The following is an 18,105-nucleotide window of genomic DNA, read 5'->3' on the forward strand; positions in this document are numbered from 1 at the left end:
CCCGAGCAATACAAGCACTTCAATTTATCTCTCACCGGAGAAAATTCCTAAAAGCGAACTCCGGGCACACCAGTTGCCGCTGCTTTGCGCTTCTGTTCGGGGATCAGGGAGCGAAGCAGTACCCGGTGCAGCCGTCGGCGTGCCCCCGGAGTTAAACAATGCAATTCCTCTGCATGTAAGTACCTCTGCGCGAGAAGAGCGGCAAGGGTTTCTTCGTGTATGGCAATCGTCAGCAGACGGGAATTGCCATTGGCATTCATCTTTTCATTCCCCTCAGTGCACTCTGTTTCCACCATTGATACAGGCGGATATTCTGGCTGTGGAGAACTCGCGTACCTGCTGCTGTGTCTCTCCGGGGTAGAGTGAGCTGATGCAATCCGCCGCAACCCTTTGCTTATGGCTATCGCCCAACTCGCGGGCGAGTACTGAGCTGGCGCCGGCAAGTATGTAGTTTCGAAGTTTTTCATCACCCAGCTCCCGGTAGGCAGCCATTAACCAGATAGCGCTTTCACTAAAACGCGTTGCCGAAATGGCATAAGTTGGCCACTGCTTTTCCAGAAGAAAGCTGGCCAGATCGAAGGCGCATCCCAAATAAGGTATTGCTTCGGCGTAATTGCACTCTTCAAGCAAAAGCTTGCCGCGCTCAATCCAATCGAGCCACGCCTTTTCCGCACGATCCGTGTCAGCGATCAACCATTGGCGATGGTTGGCACACAAGTAACGTAAATTCACCGATAACCCCCCATATTTGATTTAACTTAAAGATAATGCGAACCATTATCATTTGCAAGCGCATTCACAAGCAACTTTTACTTTCTGCTGTGATGGCATCATTTACTGAAATAAAAAAAGCCGGCAGATGGGGGCTGCCGGCTAGGGGACAGTGCCCTTGGGGTGGGGCACTTGTCAGACGCACCCAGGGGGACGGGTACGCCTGAGGGTTCTTTTCATCCCAAAATTTCTTTACCTGCATCGATATTAGGCTGAACTTTCATTCTTCCCAAGCGCATGTTTGAGCCTTTGGGTTAGCCCTACGCCATGCCCCCAAAATCGATTATGCCGGAAGTGGATAACAGGCAATGTAGTCGTGGGACCCAGGGGTAACTGTGAAAAACCTCTGCGGGAGTCTCGGGGAGAGCCAATCTAAGGGCCTGCTCGCCGTATACGAAAACTTAAAGTAGCTGAGCGGCTCATAAAACGATTTAAGGTCTTAACTCAAAAAGGAAAGGACAGGTATCCCGATGGATGAAACTGCAGAACTCTATGAAAGACATAAAAAAACCCCGGAGTTGGGGACCATCCGGGGTAGAAAAAGCTAAACGCTTTGGGGTTAGGGAGCAACAATGAACTGATTACTTGGATAGGCTCTCAAGCCCGATGGTTCCCGCCCCTTTGGTAAATAAGTGTAAACAAAATACGTGTTTTGGCGCCTCATACGTTCTTCTATGTAAAGGCGGTCGATTTTTATCAAATTGTTAACTCAGCCACTGGCCCATTGCTGTGGAGGCGGCGAATACAATCTGCAATCAACGGCGCACAATCTACCCACTCACAGTTTCCTCGCAGCTGCGACTGAGGAAGAGAATTAGTCACCACAATTGATTCCACCGGCAAGCGCGCCATTGCTGTATGGGCATCGCGACTAAATTGTCCGTGAACACAAAACACCAAAATCCGCCTCGCTCCCGCTTTTATCACCGCGTCCACTGCCCGTGTAACTGTGTGGCCAGTAGCAAGTAAGTCATCGACGATAATGACCGTGGCATTCTTAACTTCCCCAATCAAAGTTCCCCCACTCAACAGAGCACCGCTGCGATACTTCTCCACAAATGCGCTAGCCACCGGCACCCCCAACTGATCCCCAAGGGCCAAACGGAATTTTTCCGCACGCTTTATCCCTCCTTCATCTGGAGACAAAACAACCAGGGGACCCGGGTCTCCGGACAGGCGCATTCGCGCTACTTCAATCAACAGGGGGTTGGAAACCAGGTGAACGGTGCGGCAGCGGAATGCGTTCTCAAAGGCCGCCAGGGAGTGAACATCCATAGTCACGACTACATCCACTCCGGCGGCTTCCAGAAAACTGGCTAGATAGCGACTCGGCAGGGGGTCGCGCAATTTGGTTCGCCGCTCTTTTCGTGCATAGCAAAGGTAGGGGATGACCGCAGTCACTCTCGCGGCACCGGCATCGCGAAGCGCCCCAATAAAAAACAGGCAGCGCATAAGTTTCTGGTCAACACAGCTGCTGGTATCGGTGTAAAGGGATTGGACCAGAAAAACATCCGCCCCTTCCACGTCATCCAGTGGCCGAACTTTGTGTTCACCATCATCGAATTGACGCTCTTCATGGCGAGATACCGGTTCACCGAGACTCGCGGCGACACGTCCGGCGAAGTCTGCTCCCACATCGAGACTGAATAACTTAATGCGGCTCATAAGCTCAGTACCCTGCCTGACGCCTCACACTCGCTAAGCGCCTTGCCCACGTTTTAATAGAAGTATGGACAGTGAAATTTAGGATCTGGAGTACTGCGGGTGTTGCAGTTGTTGCGGCTTGCGTAGATAGGGAGGGTCAGGGCTGAAAGACAGGCAAAAAAATGCCCCGGACTTGGGGGAGTACCGGGGCAAACATCTGACTTCCTTGGGGGATGATGACGCATTCCAACGATCTTGCCTTTTTAGAGGGGCTGTCGCCGGAACAGTTCCACGGAATTTCAAAAAGATTGTAAAAACGCCTAACAAAACACAAAAATTGGCATTTTATTCATCCGTACCAACAAGGACGCGCCAAATCATTCCGGACAGCGCGCCTACCCTCAATTCTTAGATGGTTTCTTCAGTCAAATTAGTGCGCCTGATCCCAATCTCGGCCCTGCCCCAGATCCACAATCAGGGGAACGTGGAGTTCTGCCGCGCCTTGCATCAATTCAACAATGCCATCGGCCACAATTTCGACCTCATCCTTGGGTACTTCAAGAACCAATTCATCGTGTACTTGCATAATCATCCGGGTCGCCAGCTTCTTCTCCCTGAGCCAGTTATCCACAGCGATCATGGCCCGCTTGATAATATCGGCGGCAGTACCCTGCATTGGCGCATTAATTGCGGTCCGCTCTGCTGCTTGGCGCTGCATGCCATTGCGTGAGTTAATTTCCGGCAGATAGAGACGGCGTCCAAACAGGGTTTCCACATAGCCCTTTTCTGCGGCCTGTGCACGGGTATCTTCCATATAGCGCAATACACCCGGGTAGCGCTCAAAGTAACGGTCGATATAAGTTTGGGCGTCAGCCCGGGGGATATCCAATTGCTTGGCCAGGCCAAAAGCCGACATGCCGTAAATCAAACCAAAGTTGATCGCTTTGGCCCGCCGGCGCTGCTCATCAGTCACCTCATCCTGAGCCACTTCAAAGACTTCTGCCGCCGTCGCGCGGTGAATATCTGCGCCTTGAGCAAATGCATCCACCAAACCTTTGTCCCCAGACAGGTGAGCCATAATACGCAGCTCAATTTGGGAGTAGTCCGCAGCGATGATCTCACTGCCACCATTGATTCTTGGGTCAACGGTGAAGGCCCGACGAATACGGCGCCCCTCCTCTGTACGAATAGGAATATTCTGCAAGTTAGGGTCACTGGAGGATAGGCGCCCGGTAGCAGCTACTGCCTGGTGATAAGAGGTATGTACACGACCGCTACCCGGGTCGATCATTTTTGGCAGTTTATCGGTGTAGGTATTCTTCAGTTTGGCCAGGCCGCGATACTGCATTATCAGTGCGGGCAGCTCGTGGTTGTGGGCCAATTCCTGCAATACAGCCTCAGCGGTAGAGGGCGCACCTTTGGGGGTCTTCTTGATCACTGGAATCTGCAGCTTTTCAAACAGGATCGCCCCCAGCTGCTTGGTGGAGCCCAGATTGAACTCTTCGCCGGCTACTTCGTAAGCCTGCTGTTCCAGCTCTCGCATTCGCTGCTCAAGTTCAGCACTCTGCTCCGCCAACATCTTGGCATCGATATAAGCACCATTACGCTCCATACGGGCCAGAACTGGTAGCAGAGGCATCTCAATTTCATCGAGTACCTTTACCAGAGTTGGCTCTCGCTCAAGACGCGCACTCAACTCATTGTGGAGACGCAGGGTGATATCTGCATCTTCAGCCGCATAGGGGCCCGCTTTGTCCAGCTCGATCTGGTTAAACGTCAGCTGTTTCGCGCCTTTACCGGCAATATCCTCGAAGTGAACCGTGTTCTCCCCCAGGTACTTGAGTGCGAGACTATCCATATCGTGGCGGCTGCCAGTGCTGTCCAGAACATAGGACTCCAACATGGTATCCCGTGCGATGCCGCGCAATTCAATATCGTAGTTGGCCAGGATATGACTGTCGTACTTCAGGTTCTGCCCCACCTTCTTCTGCTGTGGATCTTCCAGCAGGGGTTTGAGTTTGGCCAGTACTTCGTCAAACGGCAGTTGCTCTGGTGCACCCATATAGTCGTGGGCCAGGGGAACATAGGCTGCACGATAGGGCTCCACCGCGAAGGACACCCCCACTAATTTTGCCTGCATATAATTGAGGCTGGTGGTTTCCGTGTCGAAGGCAAAGATGTCTGAACCCTTCAGTTGTTCCAGCCAGGCATCGAACTCCGACATTTCTGTGACGATGACGTAATCGCGCTCAACGGCTTCCGCCATGGCTTCTTCAGCCTCTTCACTGGTTAGCTCTTCTAACCAGCCGCGAAATTCATTCTGCGTGAATAGCTCAACCAGTGCCTCTGTATTGGGCTCTGAATTGTGCAGTTCCTGGGGGTGATAAGGCATCTCCACATCGGTTTTGATAGTGGCGAGCTTATAGGAGAGTTCTGCCGCCTCGCGGTGCTCCGCCATCTTTTTGCCGAGGGTTTTTGAGCCACGGAACCCCAGCGGTGCAATGGCATCCAGGTCGGAATAAATGGTCTCCAAGCCTCCCAGATTCTGTAACAGTGCCAGAGCGGTTTTCTCGCCCACACCAGGAACTCCGGGGATATTGTCTGATTTATCTCCCATCAGGGCGAGAAAATCGATAATCAGTTCTGGACCTACGCCAAATTTCTTAGTCACGCCCTCGCTGTCCATTTCGGTATTGGACATGGTGTTAACCAAGGTAACGCCCGGACGCACCAGCTGCGCCATGTCTTTATCGCCGGTGGAGATTATGACTTGCTGCCCCTGGCTCTGGGCCTCCAGCGCCAGGGTGCCGATCACATCATCAGCTTCAACACCGTCGACCACCAAGCGCGGCAATCCCATAGCGTCGATGATGTCGTGAATGGGCTGAATCTGCTCACGCAGGTCATCCGGCATAGGAGGGCGATGGGATTTGTATTCGGCAAACATCTCATCGCGAAAAGTCTTGCCCTTGGCATCAAAAACAACCACTACAGGACTGCCTGGATGCTCCTTGAGGTGGCGGCGCAGCATACTAATCACACCGCGCACCGCACCAGTAGGCTTACCCTGGCTGGTGGTCAATGGCGGCAGCGCATGAAAAGCGCGATAAAGGTAGGAGGAACCATCCACCAAAATCAACGGGGCGGCTGAGGTGTTTTGTTTACTCATAGACGATGAATTCTTGCTTGCTTAGTTTGGCGTTCAGGACGCGCGGCAGGCCGATAGGATAACGCCCTTCGCTCTGTTTTTCCGCTTACTGATTCTTTCCCGCCAGACACCGTAGGCAACCTCTGCACAAAAGCCCACTCGACTTACCCCGCCGATTAAAACTATCGGCGCATCGATCTCACCAAATCCCCAGGCTTGGCTAGTCTTGCCGGTAGCGACCTTATGCGTTCGCTACTCCCCGGAAATCAAATTGTCACAGGCTGCCCCCAGGCAGTCAGGGATCTTTTATTTCCAAAAAACTGTGCCACCCGATGTTGAAGGAAGGATTCGAAAGATGAGAGGAGTGATGCGCGCCACCCTGTTGTTTGCCGCAAGTATCTTTGCCATTTCGGCAAGTGCCGGCTCGGATTGCAGTGGAGAGCATACCGCTGAAGCCGAGGCGACTGATGAAACACACTCACAGCAGTCTGAGGTAGAAGGCCATGAATTAATACTCAGGCAGGCTATCCGTGAAAGAGAGAATGATTTGCTGGAGAGACAAAAACAGCAGCTGGAGAAACTGCAAAAACAAGCGGAAAGAGATGCTGCCCGGGTAGAGAAACTACAGCAAATAACCAATCGTTCCTAGAAGCCACCCTACCAGGTCCCGCCTCCTCCCTGGGTAGGCGGGATACTTGGTGCCCTCAAGGAGCCTCTGATTTATCCTTGTTGCGGTCGGGAACCTGACTCAAGCAAGTGCGGGCTTGAGACAAGAGGGACTCTATCAATTCCCTGTAATCAGCATTTTCACTCAACTGATCTCCCAGCAGATCCAAAGCGGCGTAACGCAGCCCCAAATTTTCTGCCAACTGTTGATCTCGTTCATTAGCCGGCATATCTCCAAATAGACAGCCGTCGCCAATCTGTGACAAATCCAGCATTGCCTTGGCACCATAGCCCCCGCCACTGCCATCGCCCAGGGCATGGGTTTTCACTCCTGCGGAACCAAAAAAGTGACCATAGGCATCGTGCGTAACAACGATGGGAACTTCACGATACCCGTACAAGGCCCGATCGAGTACTTTCTGCAAGTTGGCCATCGAACTGGAAAACTGCCGTGCACGCCCCATAAACAATTCCGCCTGCTGCGGCTGTAATTGCGCCAGGCGCTCAGCGATCTGCGCCGCAGCTATTGCCGCATTGCGGGGACGCAACCAGAGGTGGGGGTCGGTAGCACTGGCTCCCTCATATTCAAGGGTCTCTATATCCAGCAGCTGCATTTGCCGGCCCGCTGGTAACAGCGCTGCCTGTTTTGCCAACACCCCCTCCATTTGCGGCCCCAGCCACACCAATAGTAAGGCGCGCTCAAGTGCAGCCCGATCGGAAACCGTAGGGGCATAATGGTGAGGATCTGCTCCCTCAACCAGCACCCGAACAGGAATATCCTCACCGGTTATTTCCCGGGCGATCAGGGCTAAAGGGCGCACGCTGACGACCAGCTCTCCACCACTGTCGGATTCCGGTTTGCTACAAGCCGGGAGAAAGAGCCCGAATAGAAGCACCGTGGAGATTGTAAAAAGACGTTTGAAGGGATACATCAGAGACATTAGGCGGCGAAAAATTGCGATATAATCACAACCAGCGCCAAGCTGCCAGCCTGGTTGTCCATATCCGGTAAAGAAGGTATGGAAGCAAACATCTTAAAGACTTCCCTGCGGAGATTGAATTCTGAATCCACCCCAGCCGCTTATCACAGCTGACAATATCGCCCTTCAAGTGGGCGGCAGGCAGTTACTTAAAGATATTACAGTCGAATTGTCCCAGGGGGAGATTGTCACCTTAATAGGCCCTAATGGAGCCGGCAAAACCACTCTCCTTCGCCTTCTGCTGGGGCTCAGCCAGCCGACCCAGGGCCGCGTGTGGCGACAAACTGGGTTGCGTATTGGCTATATGCCCCAACGGCTTCATATCGATAGCTCAATGCCCATGTCAGTTGAACGCTTCTTGCAGCTTGGCCAACCGGCCATGAAGCCCGAGCAAGCGCAGTCGGCATTGGACAGGGTGGGCGCAGGGCAGCTTAGAGGCGCCTCTCTGGCAAATCTATCCGGTGGAGAAATGCAGCGGGTCTTACTCGCCCGTGCCGCATCGCGCAAACCTCAGCTGCTTGTCCTGGATGAACCCACGCAGGGAGTCGATATCGGTGGTCAAAGTGAGTTGTACCAGTTAATTGCCACTCTGCGCGACGAGCTCGGCTGCGGTGTGTTACTGGTTTCCCACGACCTTCATTTAGTTATGGCTGCAACCGACCGGGTCCTTTGTTTGAACCAGCATATCTGCTGTCACGGACATCCGGAGCAAGTAAGTCGCCACCCTGCCTATCTGGAATTATTTGGGGACAAGGTCGCCCCCTATACCCATCAACATAACCACCAACATAAATTAAGTGGAGATATTGCGCCCGCAAGCAGCTGCAATCATCAACACACTCACACAAATACAAAAAACAAAGAGCAAAAATAAGTGGTCGATTTCGGCGAATTACTGCATAGCCAATTTCTCTGGTACGCCCTCGCCGCCGGCCTTATGGTCGCTGTTGTCAGCGGTCCTTTGGGCTGCTTCGCCGTGTGGAGACGTATGGCCTATTTCGGCGACACCCTGGCTCACTCAGCCCTTCTCGGAGTGACGCTGGGTTTTGTACTTCAAATTATGCCAACGGTGGCCGTCGGCATTACTTGCTGTGTACTGGCACTGCTACTGATGTATTTACAGCAACGCCAAAAGCTCGCCGTAGATACCCTGCTGGGCATATTGTCCCACTCCATGCTGGCACTGGGGATTGTCACCGTCAGTTTCTTCAAGATAAAGGTGGACCTCTTATCTCTGTTGCTGGGAGATTTACTCGCAGTCAGTGGCCAGGATCTGGTACTAATGGCCATTGCCGCCGCCACAATCCTGGGACTGCTTTATTTCCTGTGGGAACAGTTACTGGCTTTCACCCTGCACGAGGAATTGGCTTCAGTAGAAGGTGTCCCCATCGAGCGATTGCGAATCGCTCTGATGTTGATGCTGGCAATACTGATCGCGATCGCAATGAAAGTTGTCGGGGTTCTGTTAATTACCGCCCTGCTGATTATTCCCGCAGCTACCGCGCGAAAACTGTCGCACACTCCAGAGCGTATGGCGGTGCTGGCCTCATTGATGGGATGCTTAGCTGTAGTACTCGGCCTTCTTGCCTCCATCCTGTGGAATACACCGGCGGGCCCCTCCATTGTTCTGGCCGCAGCACTGTTTTTCCTCACTTCACAACTGCGAGCCAGCTAAAGGTGGCCTGCCGGTTAATCTCATCCTAATTTCTTATTTTATTTCGTTATTTGTCGCACATTGTCGCCTAAATCTACCCATTGGTGAGATACCTGTCACCGTTTATCGCAATAAGCAGATGGTTAGCCGCTAGCTAATTGTGTCAATTTTCCGTCGTTGCTAGTGTTGCCCGACGACCAGCCGTATTAGGCCGGTCACCAATAATGACAAAAAAATGGACTCACAACGATATGGAAAAGTTCTCTCTTCGTCGCAAGGTATTAACTACAGCCATAGTGGCGGCAACCGCTGCCACTAGCCCACAAACACTCTTTGCCGCCGAGGATCAGGCGATGGAAGAAGTTGCAGTTGTGGGTTCCCGTATTAGTCGAAACGCTGAATTTGAAACAGCTACCCCGATCCAGGTAATGGATCGCGATGCCATCGAAAAGTCCGGTTACACCAATCTGCAGCAACTTTTTGAGAAAAACCCCGCCGCAGGTAATGGCACCTTCTCAACCCGGGGTAACAACCAGGACTCTACCGCAAACGGGGCTGCCGCTGTGAGCCTGCGCGGTATGGGTGCCGACGCCACTCTAGTATTGGTAAATGGTCGCCGGGTGGCTATCAGCGCATTTGCTGAGAGCATTACTACCAACTTTGTGGATATCAACAGTGTGCCCCTTGCGGCGATTGAGCGGGTCGAAGTCCTAAAGGATGGCGCCTCCGCAATTTACGGTTCCGATGCCGTTGCTGGTGTAGTCAATCTGGTATTGCGTAGAGACTTTGAAGGTACTGAGGTATCCGTAGATTACGGCGGTGCCGATGGCTATGACGAGCAATCCATGTCCGCCGTCTGGGGCATCAATGGGGATGACTCAAACCTGACTGTTATTTTTGACCACCATAAAAACAGCCGCCTATCCAGCACCGAACGCAGTGGTTTGGATACCGCTAACCAATCCAGCCGTGGCGGTATGGACTTCCGCTCCTCCAGGGGCTATCCGGGTAGCTTCAATGTGGGCGGTACCTTTGTTTCCGACCCCAACTGTCCCGAAGAGCGCGATACCGGTGAAGTCTGTGTCTATGATTACGGCCCCTGGACTTTGATCACACCCGAAGCCGAACGCACTGGCCTATTAATGCTTGGCCATACCCAGTTGGCCGAAGGCGTGGAGTTCTTTAGCGAGGTCGCTGTTCAGCACAATACCTCCGTAGCCCAGGGTGCACCCACCCCCCTCGATGGCGACGCGGGTCTCTATGTACTGGCAGATCATCCAAATAACCCATTCGGCGAAGATGTGGATATTTACCGCTATCGCACCGTGGATGCAGGCGCCCGCCAGTGGGATATCGAAACCGATAACTTGCGCGGTGTCTTCGGCCTGCGCGGCTCTGTCGCTGACTGGGACTGGGAGGCTTCTGTGCAGCGCTCCCGCAGTGAAACAACCCAGACCGGTGACCGCTCCCAGGGCTGGGTGCGTACGGACCTGTTACAAGAGCAGATTAATGCCGGTAACTACAATCCGTTTGGCGGGGTTCAAAATCCGGACTCGGTCATTGATGCCATCACCACCAGCCTGGTCCGCCAAGGTAAGTCCGACCTCACCAGCTATAACTTCTCAGTCAATGGAGATTTAGTCGATACCGCCAGTGGCACCATCGCTATGGCCGCAGGCCTGGAATACCGGGAGGAAAAGGCTTCCGATATCCCTGATGACCAGTTCCAGCGCGGTTTGATCTTCGGTACCGAATCCGTATCCGCCAGTGCCAGCCGGGATATCTCCTCAGCTTATGTGGAAGTTGCTATCCCCCTTCCTGCCAGGTTCGATCTGACTGTGGCCGCCCGTTACGATGATTACAGCGACTTTGGCAGCACCACCAATCCAATGGCAAATCTGCTGTGGACAGTAACCGACCAGCTATCCTTCCGAACCTCTTGGGGTACCGGTTTCCGCGCGCCTTCCCTGGCGCAGGTCGGCTTAGGCCCGTCACAAGAGTCCTTATTCTTCGCTGATACCTATGGCTGTGAAGTTAACGATGCCTACTGTGCAAAGACCGACTACACCATTGTCTTCTCCGGCAACCCGGATCTGGATGCAGAGGAGTCAGAATCCTTCAACATCGGCGCTGTTTACGAGCCCATAGAAGGCCTGCGACTATCTCTGGATTATTGGAATATCACCCAGGAAGGTAAGATTGACGAGGTCCCCTTCGGCTATATCTACAGTCTCTATTGCTGGGATCAAGACAGCACCGTGTGCCGCCGCGATACCCCGATTGATGGTGAAACCCTTGGCGCCCTGCAATCTATCGACAGCAGCTTCACCAATATTGGTGAACAGGACGTATCGGGCGTCGACCTAAGTATTGTCTACAGCGGATTTGAGCTAGTGGGCGGAGAGCTTGGCCTGCGCCTGGATTACTCTTACCTGGCAGAATTTGAGCGTGTTGAACTGAATTCCAGCGGCGACGCATTTATCACCCGCGATCTGGCCGGTGAATATGAGTATCCACAACACCGTTGGAACGCTACCGCTGACTGGACCTTTGACACCTTCGGATTTAGTGCCGGGCTCAGCTACATTGGTGAGTTCGAGGATACTCCGGATATCGATTTCGACGGGACACTCGACTATGACAGCAATAACTCCCGCACCGTAGACTCTTTCCTGACCATGAATATGCAGGCCCGTTATACCGGCTTCGAGAATATGGTGTTGAGCCTGGGTGCGGATAATGTCTTCGATGAAGAACCGCCCTTCGCTATCGGGGATGGCGACGGAGACCTCTATGGTTATGTACAGTCACAACACGATCCCCGTGGTCGCTTTATCTACGGCAAGATGACTTATAGCTTCTAAGTTTTTTGTAAACCATAAAAATTACAAAGGGGAAGCATTAGGCTTCCCCTTTGTAATTCCTAACTAAGAGTAGTTAAGGACGACAATCATTTTTCTACGCCATTCTTCCGCACTCTTATTGCTGCCGACTCCAAAGAAATACGCTGTTTAGTCAATTCTTGCCCTGCCTTTCGAAACTCACGAATGCCCAGTAGAATTCCTATTAACTCAAAAAGCGAAACCGCCACTCCAATCAATAACAGATAAATTTCAGGCACAACTATCTCCTGCGAGCTAGCAAAGCCGTCACTTTGAAATAGATGCCCAGTGTCAGAATAGTGGGAACCCAAAGTGCGGTAAAAATTCCTTGCTCCTTATAACCGCTAAACCACAAACTCGCGGATAATATCAAAGAGATTAAAACTGCCAGTAAGATAAAGAAATCTGATACTTTGAGCACGCACCATATCCTCTAATCTTCATCAAATTCCCAGAATCCAATTGCCGCCATCAGCAAACCAAAAACTGTAATACCAGCTGGAATCCGCATCCACAATACGCCAAAAACGTCCAGCATTGAGGGAATAAATGAAAGAAATCCTAAAATTCCCCATAAAAAGAAAATACCGGCAATCGACAGTCCAGTCCAACCCACTATCAATCGTACTTTCTTAGATCGAAAATAACCGGCCAAAAGTATTTTCTGCATTAATAATACAAAACAAACGGGATTTGCCCGTTTTAACATTATTGACAGAATAGTGCAGCCTCAGATGGTTAGAGGAGTGTGAGTCTCATCCTTTATTGCGCTTGGCGTAATCTTCATTAGCTTGCCAAACTCTAACTAAATTTCCGCCTAGAATTTTTTTAATATCCTGCTTGCTATACCCACGCTTCAGCAGGCCTTCAACCAAATTAGGATATTGAGAGACGTCTTTTAAGCCGACGGGCAAGCTATCTCCGACACCGTCAAAATCCGATCCAATGCCTATATGATCCACTCCCACTAAATCACGAATATGGTCGAAATGATCAAGAACATCTTCCAAATCTGCAAAAATGAACTTCTCAGTTGAAAGCTTATCGGAGTACTCCTCAACTTCCTTACTATCTTTGGGTAAATCCTTTTTTTTAGCAAATTTCTCAACCTGATCAGTTATTTCACGATATGAATTCAGTGATTCACCACTAATAAAAGTAGAGCCAAAATTCACCATGATAATGCCGCCATTGTCAGCCAACGCATTTATCATTTCATCATTCATATTTCGTTCAAATCCCGGCGTAAAATGCCTTGCCGAAGAATGTGAAGCGATAACAGGAACAGCAGATAAATCAACAACTTGCCAAAAAGCTGCATCTGATACGTGGGAAATATCGATCATTACTCCCATCCGATTCATCTCTCGTACCAAGCGCTTTCCGAATGCACTCAAGCCTTCCCAGGGCCTGTTTTTATCATACGAGGAATCAGAGATATGATTGCTCTTTGAGTGGGCTAAGGTAATGTACCTCACCCCTCTATCAGAGAAATACTTTAAATTGGCAAGATCCCCCTCAATAGGAGCCCCGTTCTCTATACCCAAAGGTAAGGAAATTAAGCCGGCATCGACTTGCTTTTGTAGATCATTTATTGACTTAGGTATTGCAAATTTATCCGGGTGCTGTTTGACCATTGCCTCCACTTTATCAATCAAAGTATCTGCATACGATTTGGCAACACCCTGGTCCTCCTTTTCTGCAGGTACATAAATAGACATAAAGGGCGCATTTAGTCCACCTGCTTTAGCTCGAGGGTAATCAAAGTCTCCCTTATCCGTGCTAAGTCCAACATCTTCTTCACCTTGTTCGAGACGATAGGGAACATCTACATGTCCATCAACAATCAAATACTCTTGAACCAGCTCTTGGGCCAGACTTTTACCTTCATCTGCAAATACAGGGGTGCAAGTTAGTGCACATAATGTCCCAACTAAAAAATAATTTTTCAAATGACAATCTCCCTATTTATATGAATAAATCTAGAAAATTTACCGTAGATGGTGCTCATCTAGAACCACATTTCTTAAATACATTACTTTGATTTGTTAATCTACAAAGATTAAATCGTTGTCTTTCTTTTAACTGCAGATTGGCTGAATCTTAGGGGTAACAATAAAACAATGATCCAAAGCAGTTGATATATGGCCTAGCCGGGTAACGGGTAAGGCAACAAGATCATATGCAAAAGATTTACCCCCCAATGCGTCATTACGCATATCCAAAAATTCTGCCGCAATGTCCAAATCAATGCATAACAGATTGAGGCAACTATCAATAATAGAACTGCGGAGATATCTGTTGACCACCCTCCATGTAGAAGCACAAACACCGTAGCTACAACTGGTACGGATAACCAGCGCCAGCGCCCTAATAGTTCTTCGGTACCCCGCTGTAATATCCACCGGAAGAACCCCTCTTCAGAAATGCAAACAATTACTAAGTTTATCATTACCGCAACGGCGATAGTGCCAGTAAATTTTATCGAAGGCATACATAGGAGTAGACCCAATGCAACGGGAGTAAATATAGCCAATAAAAGATAGGGTAAGTCCGTAAAACGGAAGGTCTGCTTCATGCGCAACATAAAAGCCAATAAAGCAATAGCAATAACTGCTTTACCGCTGTTTATGCTGGCATAGATAAGATTACCACTTGCATCTGTATAGGGTGGCAACACCTGGATATGTTCACTACCGGGAAGCAAATTTAACCCCGATACCAGCATTAAAACTGCTACAGAAAGAAAAGACAGCGCTCTCGGCCAACTGCTGGTAGACTCAATTGCTCGCAGGAAAATCCAGATTAAAGGGGCTATAAGCCCACTCCAGCCAAAAGGAATTATACAAAGTGATAGCAAGATAGGCGCAGCCCAAGGACTCACCATACCAGATGGTGTCTGATCTCCTCTTCTCCTTAAGGCAGCAACTTCATTTTGCATCGATTGACCCAGAATTAATATATTATTTGATAACAATAGCTCATGCGATTCCTTCACTATCCATTAAAGGTCGCTCGTATTGAACGATAGGTCAACTTCATTTTTGCAGGATCTAAAGGTGCCTTAAAAAAAGCGTGATAATGCCCTCTAGGATTAATTAATACAACTTGAGACCCATGATCGATAGTATAACCGCCCTCAGCAAGAGAAACTTTATTAAAAGGTACATTTAGCTGAGTGGCAAATTTCTTCAGCTTAAAAAAATCACCGGTAATACCACGGAATTCAGAATTAAAATAACGGACATACTGCCCTAACTGCTCCGGCTTGTCCCTGCTTGGGTCAACCGATACGAGTACTACGTCTGTAGATGCTCTGGTACTTTCGTCTAAAGTTTTATAAAAATTATTAAGTGTAGATAGAGTTGTTGGACAGATATCTGGACAGTGGGTAAACCCAAAAAATACTAGAGTCCACTTACCTTGAAAGTCTTTGGTATAGAAATCTCTACTGTCATCAGACAATAATTGTATATCTTCTATGATTCTTGGTCTCTGCAGTTTTACAGCGCCATTAATTCTAAGCTCCTCATCAGTAATAATACGAGGCTGTCCGAGCTTATGTATGAATCCTGCAAGCACAGCAAGAATCAATACTAAAAGAACAATAACGGTAATTCTAATTCCACGTTTCTGTTTATCGATGGCAGAATATTGATTTTCCACTTTTCCCTCACACTTCAATTAAATAATGATCTAATAGCATGATAAAAAATAGTGCCATTAAATAAATTATCGAATATTTGAAAGTCTCCATACCAGCATTGGGGTTTTTTCCAATGAGCATTACAAAGCTCCAATAAACAAAACCAAACCCAAGTACAACAGCACCCAGTAAATATAACCACCCAAACATCGCGGTAGCAAAGGGCAATAGGCTAACGGCCAGTAAAATAAAGGTATACAAAACTATATTTAGGTTTGTATAGGGTATTCCATGCGTAACCGGCAACATAGGAATATCAGCTTTTGCATACTCTTCTTTTCTATGTACGGCAAGGGCCCAAAAATGTGGAGGAGTCCAAGCAAAAATAATCAATACTAACAACAATGCATGCCCATGCACTTCCCCAGTAACCGCAGTCCATCCCAGTAAGGGCGGAGCGGCTCCTGCAAGCCCACCTATAACAATGTTTTGTGGTGTGGCGCGTTTCAGAAACATGGTGTAAATCACCGCATATCCGAGAAGAGATATTAAGGTTAGCCAAGCGGTAAGGGCATTTACAAAAACCAATAGGATAAACATCCCCGTCACGCCCAAGCTAAGAGCAAAAGCAATAGCTTTAGTTGGCTCAACCCGTCCTTTCGCAATCGGGCGATTACTGGTACGAGCCATTTTTGTATCAATATGACGATCAACTAAATGATTTACTGCCGCAGCACTACCCGCACAAAATGCAATTCCCAAATTACCAAATACTAAAATATCTAGCGGCACCATTCCTGGAACAGCTAAAAACATTCCAATAACAGAAGTTAACAGCATAAGCATAACTACTCGAGGCTTAGTAAGCTCATAGTAGTCCCGCCATTGAATTTGATGTATTCCCGTGGAATTTATGGCCATATTCGCACCTATTTTTATATTTATATACGCTTAATATCTAATTAAGATTGGATACGGTAGTTAAACCTTCTCCCCGCTCTATTACTTCCACATCGACTACCTCTTGTTTATTTATAATGACAGCATTCATTGTGTATATTCGGTAACAAAAAGTTAGCAGACTAAGAAGTAGAAGAGCTGCACCAGCATTGTGTGCCACAGCAATCCCTAATGGTAGAGACATAACAACATTTGCTATTCCCAAGCTGACTTGAAGAAGTAGTACCCCGTTAAGCCATAATGACCAACCTCTCAACCCAGACCTCCAAGCTAAAACTGAAAGAATGAGTACAATTGCTGTTGTAATCAGTGCTCCAATACGATGGGCAAGATGTATTGCCGTACGTGCATCACTCTCTAATGCACCACCTAAATAATTTGGGCCAATTTGTTGAAAAATATTAAAGCCTTCTACAAAGTTTGCCTGTGGCCACCATTGGTTATGACAAGTTGGAAAATCTGGACAAGCTAAAGCTGCGTAATTAGAGCTGGTCCAACCACCGAGTCCAATCTGTAGAATTACTATTGCAACTGCAGTCAGAGCAAGTAGCCGTAATCGCCTTATTCCCGGCAAATACCTCCCATGTAATTGTCTAGGTTTATCAGCCAACCTTTCACAGAGAATCCACAACATAGATAATGTTGCCATTCCACCTAATAGATGAGCAGTAACTACCTGCGGCCAAAGCTTCAAGGTTACCGTCCACATCCCAAAAGCAGCTTGCAGTATAATAATAATTAAAAGAATATGTGTTTGCTTAAAGGTTGGGGCTTGCCGATCTCTCCAAGCAAGATAAGTGAGTAATACAACGAATAAAAGTAAAGTTCCTGCAAAGTATCGATGAACCATTTCCGGCCAAGTTTTACTAACATCTACCGGAGAGTCCGGAAAAATCATATTGGCCGTTTTAATTTCTTTTATATCATTCGGCCAGGTGAGATGACCATAACAACCAGGCCAGTCTGGACAGCCCAAACCGGCATCCACCAACCTAGTAAATGCACCTAGAACAACAACTACGACAGCTAGAATACAGGCCGCCCAGGTAATGATATGTCGCCAATTCTTAGGGGTTTCTTGTTTAGACACTACTGAAAATCTCCGAATACTAATCTTATTGCTCGTAGGAGTACTTCAATAATCTTTTTATATCTTTAAGTAATTGGTTTCCGCTATGCTGCCGATCATAGGCCATCATTGCATAACCCTCCTGATCAACCAGCAATGCCTTGGTTGAAGTCACACCGTCATGATCAGTTTTCTGTACCAACTGCTTAAAGTTTTCATCATCCAAATTAACTATTTTTAGTTTCGGATGCTCAGTTTGTATTTGTTCTTGTCGTTTTTCATCCAAACTATCACCAACCACCAGTAGCCTCTCAACCCTATGAGCTTTTTCCCCCAGCCGAATATGAACCTGCCTACTTATATACAAGAGATCTTCACAATCTTTACCACAATCACTGTCACTTAATATTAGATAGCGCCATTTTGATTCTCCCTCTTGTGCCAGGGATTGCTGTTGTCCTTGAAAGGTGATTTTTATTTCAGTGATATCAAATGGGGGCTGCAATAATTCACCTTGATTAATTGTCTCTTTAGGCATGCCTAAGCCCGTATAGTAAACGACATAGGCAGCTGTAATTGGGAGTACGACGGATGCTAGCACTGAGAGTCCTTGAATGATTTTATTCGCTGGCTTCCTTTTGCTCAGATTTCTTTCAGGTGAAACTGGCTGACTATTTGATTTCAT

The 18,105-nt window shown here is 48.7% G+C and carries 17 protein-coding genes; 4 read left to right on the plus strand and 13 right to left on the minus strand.

Going from position 1 to position 18,105, the window contains the following annotated elements:
* Positions 1 to 47: 47 nt before the first annotated feature.
* The 4 genes from ACJJIS_RS21490 to polA form a co-directional block, all read right to left on the minus strand.
* Positions 48 to 260: a hypothetical protein gene (locus ACJJIS_RS21490; protein WP_444915079.1), complete on the minus strand. Its 213-nt coding sequence runs from the start codon at positions 258 to 260 to the stop codon at positions 48 to 50.
* 13 nt (positions 261 to 273) lie between these two features.
* Positions 274 to 732, minus strand: coding sequence for a hypothetical protein (locus ACJJIS_RS21495; RefSeq protein WP_444915080.1), 459 nt, complete (start codon positions 730 to 732; stop codon positions 274 to 276).
* Positions 733 to 1,467: 735 nt separating this feature from the next.
* Positions 1,468 to 2,436, minus strand: a complete 969-nt coding sequence (locus tag ACJJIS_RS21500) for a ribose-phosphate diphosphokinase (protein ID WP_444959037.1) — start codon at positions 2,434 to 2,436, stop codon at positions 1,468 to 1,470.
* Positions 2,437 to 2,845: 409 nt separating this feature from the next.
* Positions 2,846 to 5,584: a DNA polymerase I gene (gene polA / locus ACJJIS_RS21505; RefSeq protein WP_475709040.1), complete on the minus strand. Its 2,739-nt coding sequence runs from the start codon at positions 5,582 to 5,584 to the stop codon at positions 2,846 to 2,848.
* 334 nt (positions 5,585 to 5,918) lie between these two features.
* Between polA and ACJJIS_RS21510 the strand changes: the two genes are divergently transcribed.
* A complete protein-coding gene (locus ACJJIS_RS21510; RefSeq protein ID WP_444918683.1) occupies positions 5,919 to 6,212 on the plus strand; it encodes a hypothetical protein in 294 nt (97 codons plus the stop codon).
* A gap of 55 nt (positions 6,213 to 6,267) precedes the next feature.
* Here ACJJIS_RS21510 and ACJJIS_RS21515 read toward each other — a convergent pair whose 3' ends face one another.
* Complete coding sequence (locus ACJJIS_RS21515; RefSeq protein WP_444934565.1) at positions 6,268 to 7,170, minus strand: metal ABC transporter substrate-binding protein; 903 nt, start codon at positions 7,168 to 7,170, stop codon at positions 6,268 to 6,270.
* 121 nt (positions 7,171 to 7,291) lie between these two features.
* Here ACJJIS_RS21515 and znuC point away from each other — a divergent pair, with 121 nt between their 5' ends.
* From znuC to ACJJIS_RS21530, 3 genes are all read left to right on the plus strand, one after another.
* Complete coding sequence (znuC, locus tag ACJJIS_RS21520; RefSeq protein WP_413665908.1) at positions 7,292 to 8,083, plus strand: zinc ABC transporter ATP-binding protein ZnuC; 792 nt, start codon at positions 7,292 to 7,294, stop codon at positions 8,081 to 8,083.
* Positions 8,084 to 8,884, plus strand: coding sequence for an iron chelate uptake ABC transporter family permease subunit (locus tag ACJJIS_RS21525; RefSeq protein WP_475709041.1), 801 nt, complete (start codon positions 8,084 to 8,086; stop codon positions 8,882 to 8,884).
* A gap of 203 nt (positions 8,885 to 9,087) precedes the next feature.
* On the plus strand, positions 9,088 to 11,727 hold the full coding sequence (locus ACJJIS_RS21530) for a TonB-dependent receptor (RefSeq protein ID WP_475709042.1): 2,640 nt from the start codon (positions 9,088 to 9,090) through the stop codon (positions 11,725 to 11,727).
* Between the two features lie 86 nt (positions 11,728 to 11,813).
* On the opposite strand, the gene ACJJIS_RS21535 is transcribed toward ACJJIS_RS21530, so the two are convergent.
* The 8 genes from ACJJIS_RS21535 to ACJJIS_RS21570 all read right to left on the minus strand — a co-directional run bounded on the left by ACJJIS_RS21535 (position 11,814) and on the right by ACJJIS_RS21570 (position 18,105).
* Positions 11,814 to 11,984 (minus strand): hypothetical protein, encoded by a 171-nt coding sequence (locus ACJJIS_RS21535; protein WP_444906760.1) that lies wholly within the window; start codon positions 11,982 to 11,984, stop codon positions 11,814 to 11,816.
* A 194-nt stretch (positions 11,985 to 12,178) separates the two neighbouring features.
* A complete protein-coding gene (locus tag ACJJIS_RS21540) occupies positions 12,179 to 12,415 on the minus strand; it encodes a hypothetical protein (RefSeq protein WP_444906761.1) in 237 nt (78 codons plus the stop codon).
* Between the two features lie 85 nt (positions 12,416 to 12,500).
* On the minus strand, positions 12,501 to 13,697 hold the full coding sequence (locus ACJJIS_RS21545; RefSeq protein WP_475709043.1) for a dipeptidase: 1,197 nt from the start codon (positions 13,695 to 13,697) through the stop codon (positions 12,501 to 12,503).
* A gap of 197 nt (positions 13,698 to 13,894) precedes the next feature.
* Entirely contained in the window at positions 13,895 to 14,686 is a 792-nt protein-coding gene (locus tag ACJJIS_RS21550; RefSeq protein WP_475709044.1) for a CPBP family intramembrane glutamic endopeptidase, read from the minus strand.
* Positions 14,687 to 14,742: 56 nt separating this feature from the next.
* Positions 14,743 to 15,411 carry an SCO family protein gene (locus tag ACJJIS_RS21555; protein ID WP_475709045.1) on the minus strand — a complete coding sequence of 223 codons (669 nt, stop codon included), beginning with the start codon at positions 15,409 to 15,411 and terminating at the stop codon, positions 14,743 to 14,745.
* A gap of 7 nt (positions 15,412 to 15,418) precedes the next feature.
* Complete coding sequence (gene cyoE, locus ACJJIS_RS21560) at positions 15,419 to 16,312, minus strand: heme o synthase (protein WP_444892463.1); 894 nt, start codon at positions 16,310 to 16,312, stop codon at positions 15,419 to 15,421.
* Between the two features lie 37 nt (positions 16,313 to 16,349).
* Complete coding sequence (locus tag ACJJIS_RS21565; protein WP_444892462.1) at positions 16,350 to 17,441, minus strand: COX15/CtaA family protein; 1,092 nt, start codon at positions 17,439 to 17,441, stop codon at positions 16,350 to 16,352.
* Between the two features lie 25 nt (positions 17,442 to 17,466).
* A complete protein-coding gene (locus ACJJIS_RS21570; protein ID WP_445355322.1) occupies positions 17,467 to 18,105 on the minus strand; it encodes a redox-active disulfide-containing membrane protein in 639 nt (212 codons plus the stop codon).

The organism is Microbulbifer maximicatervae (SeqCode), assembly GCF_056231245.1.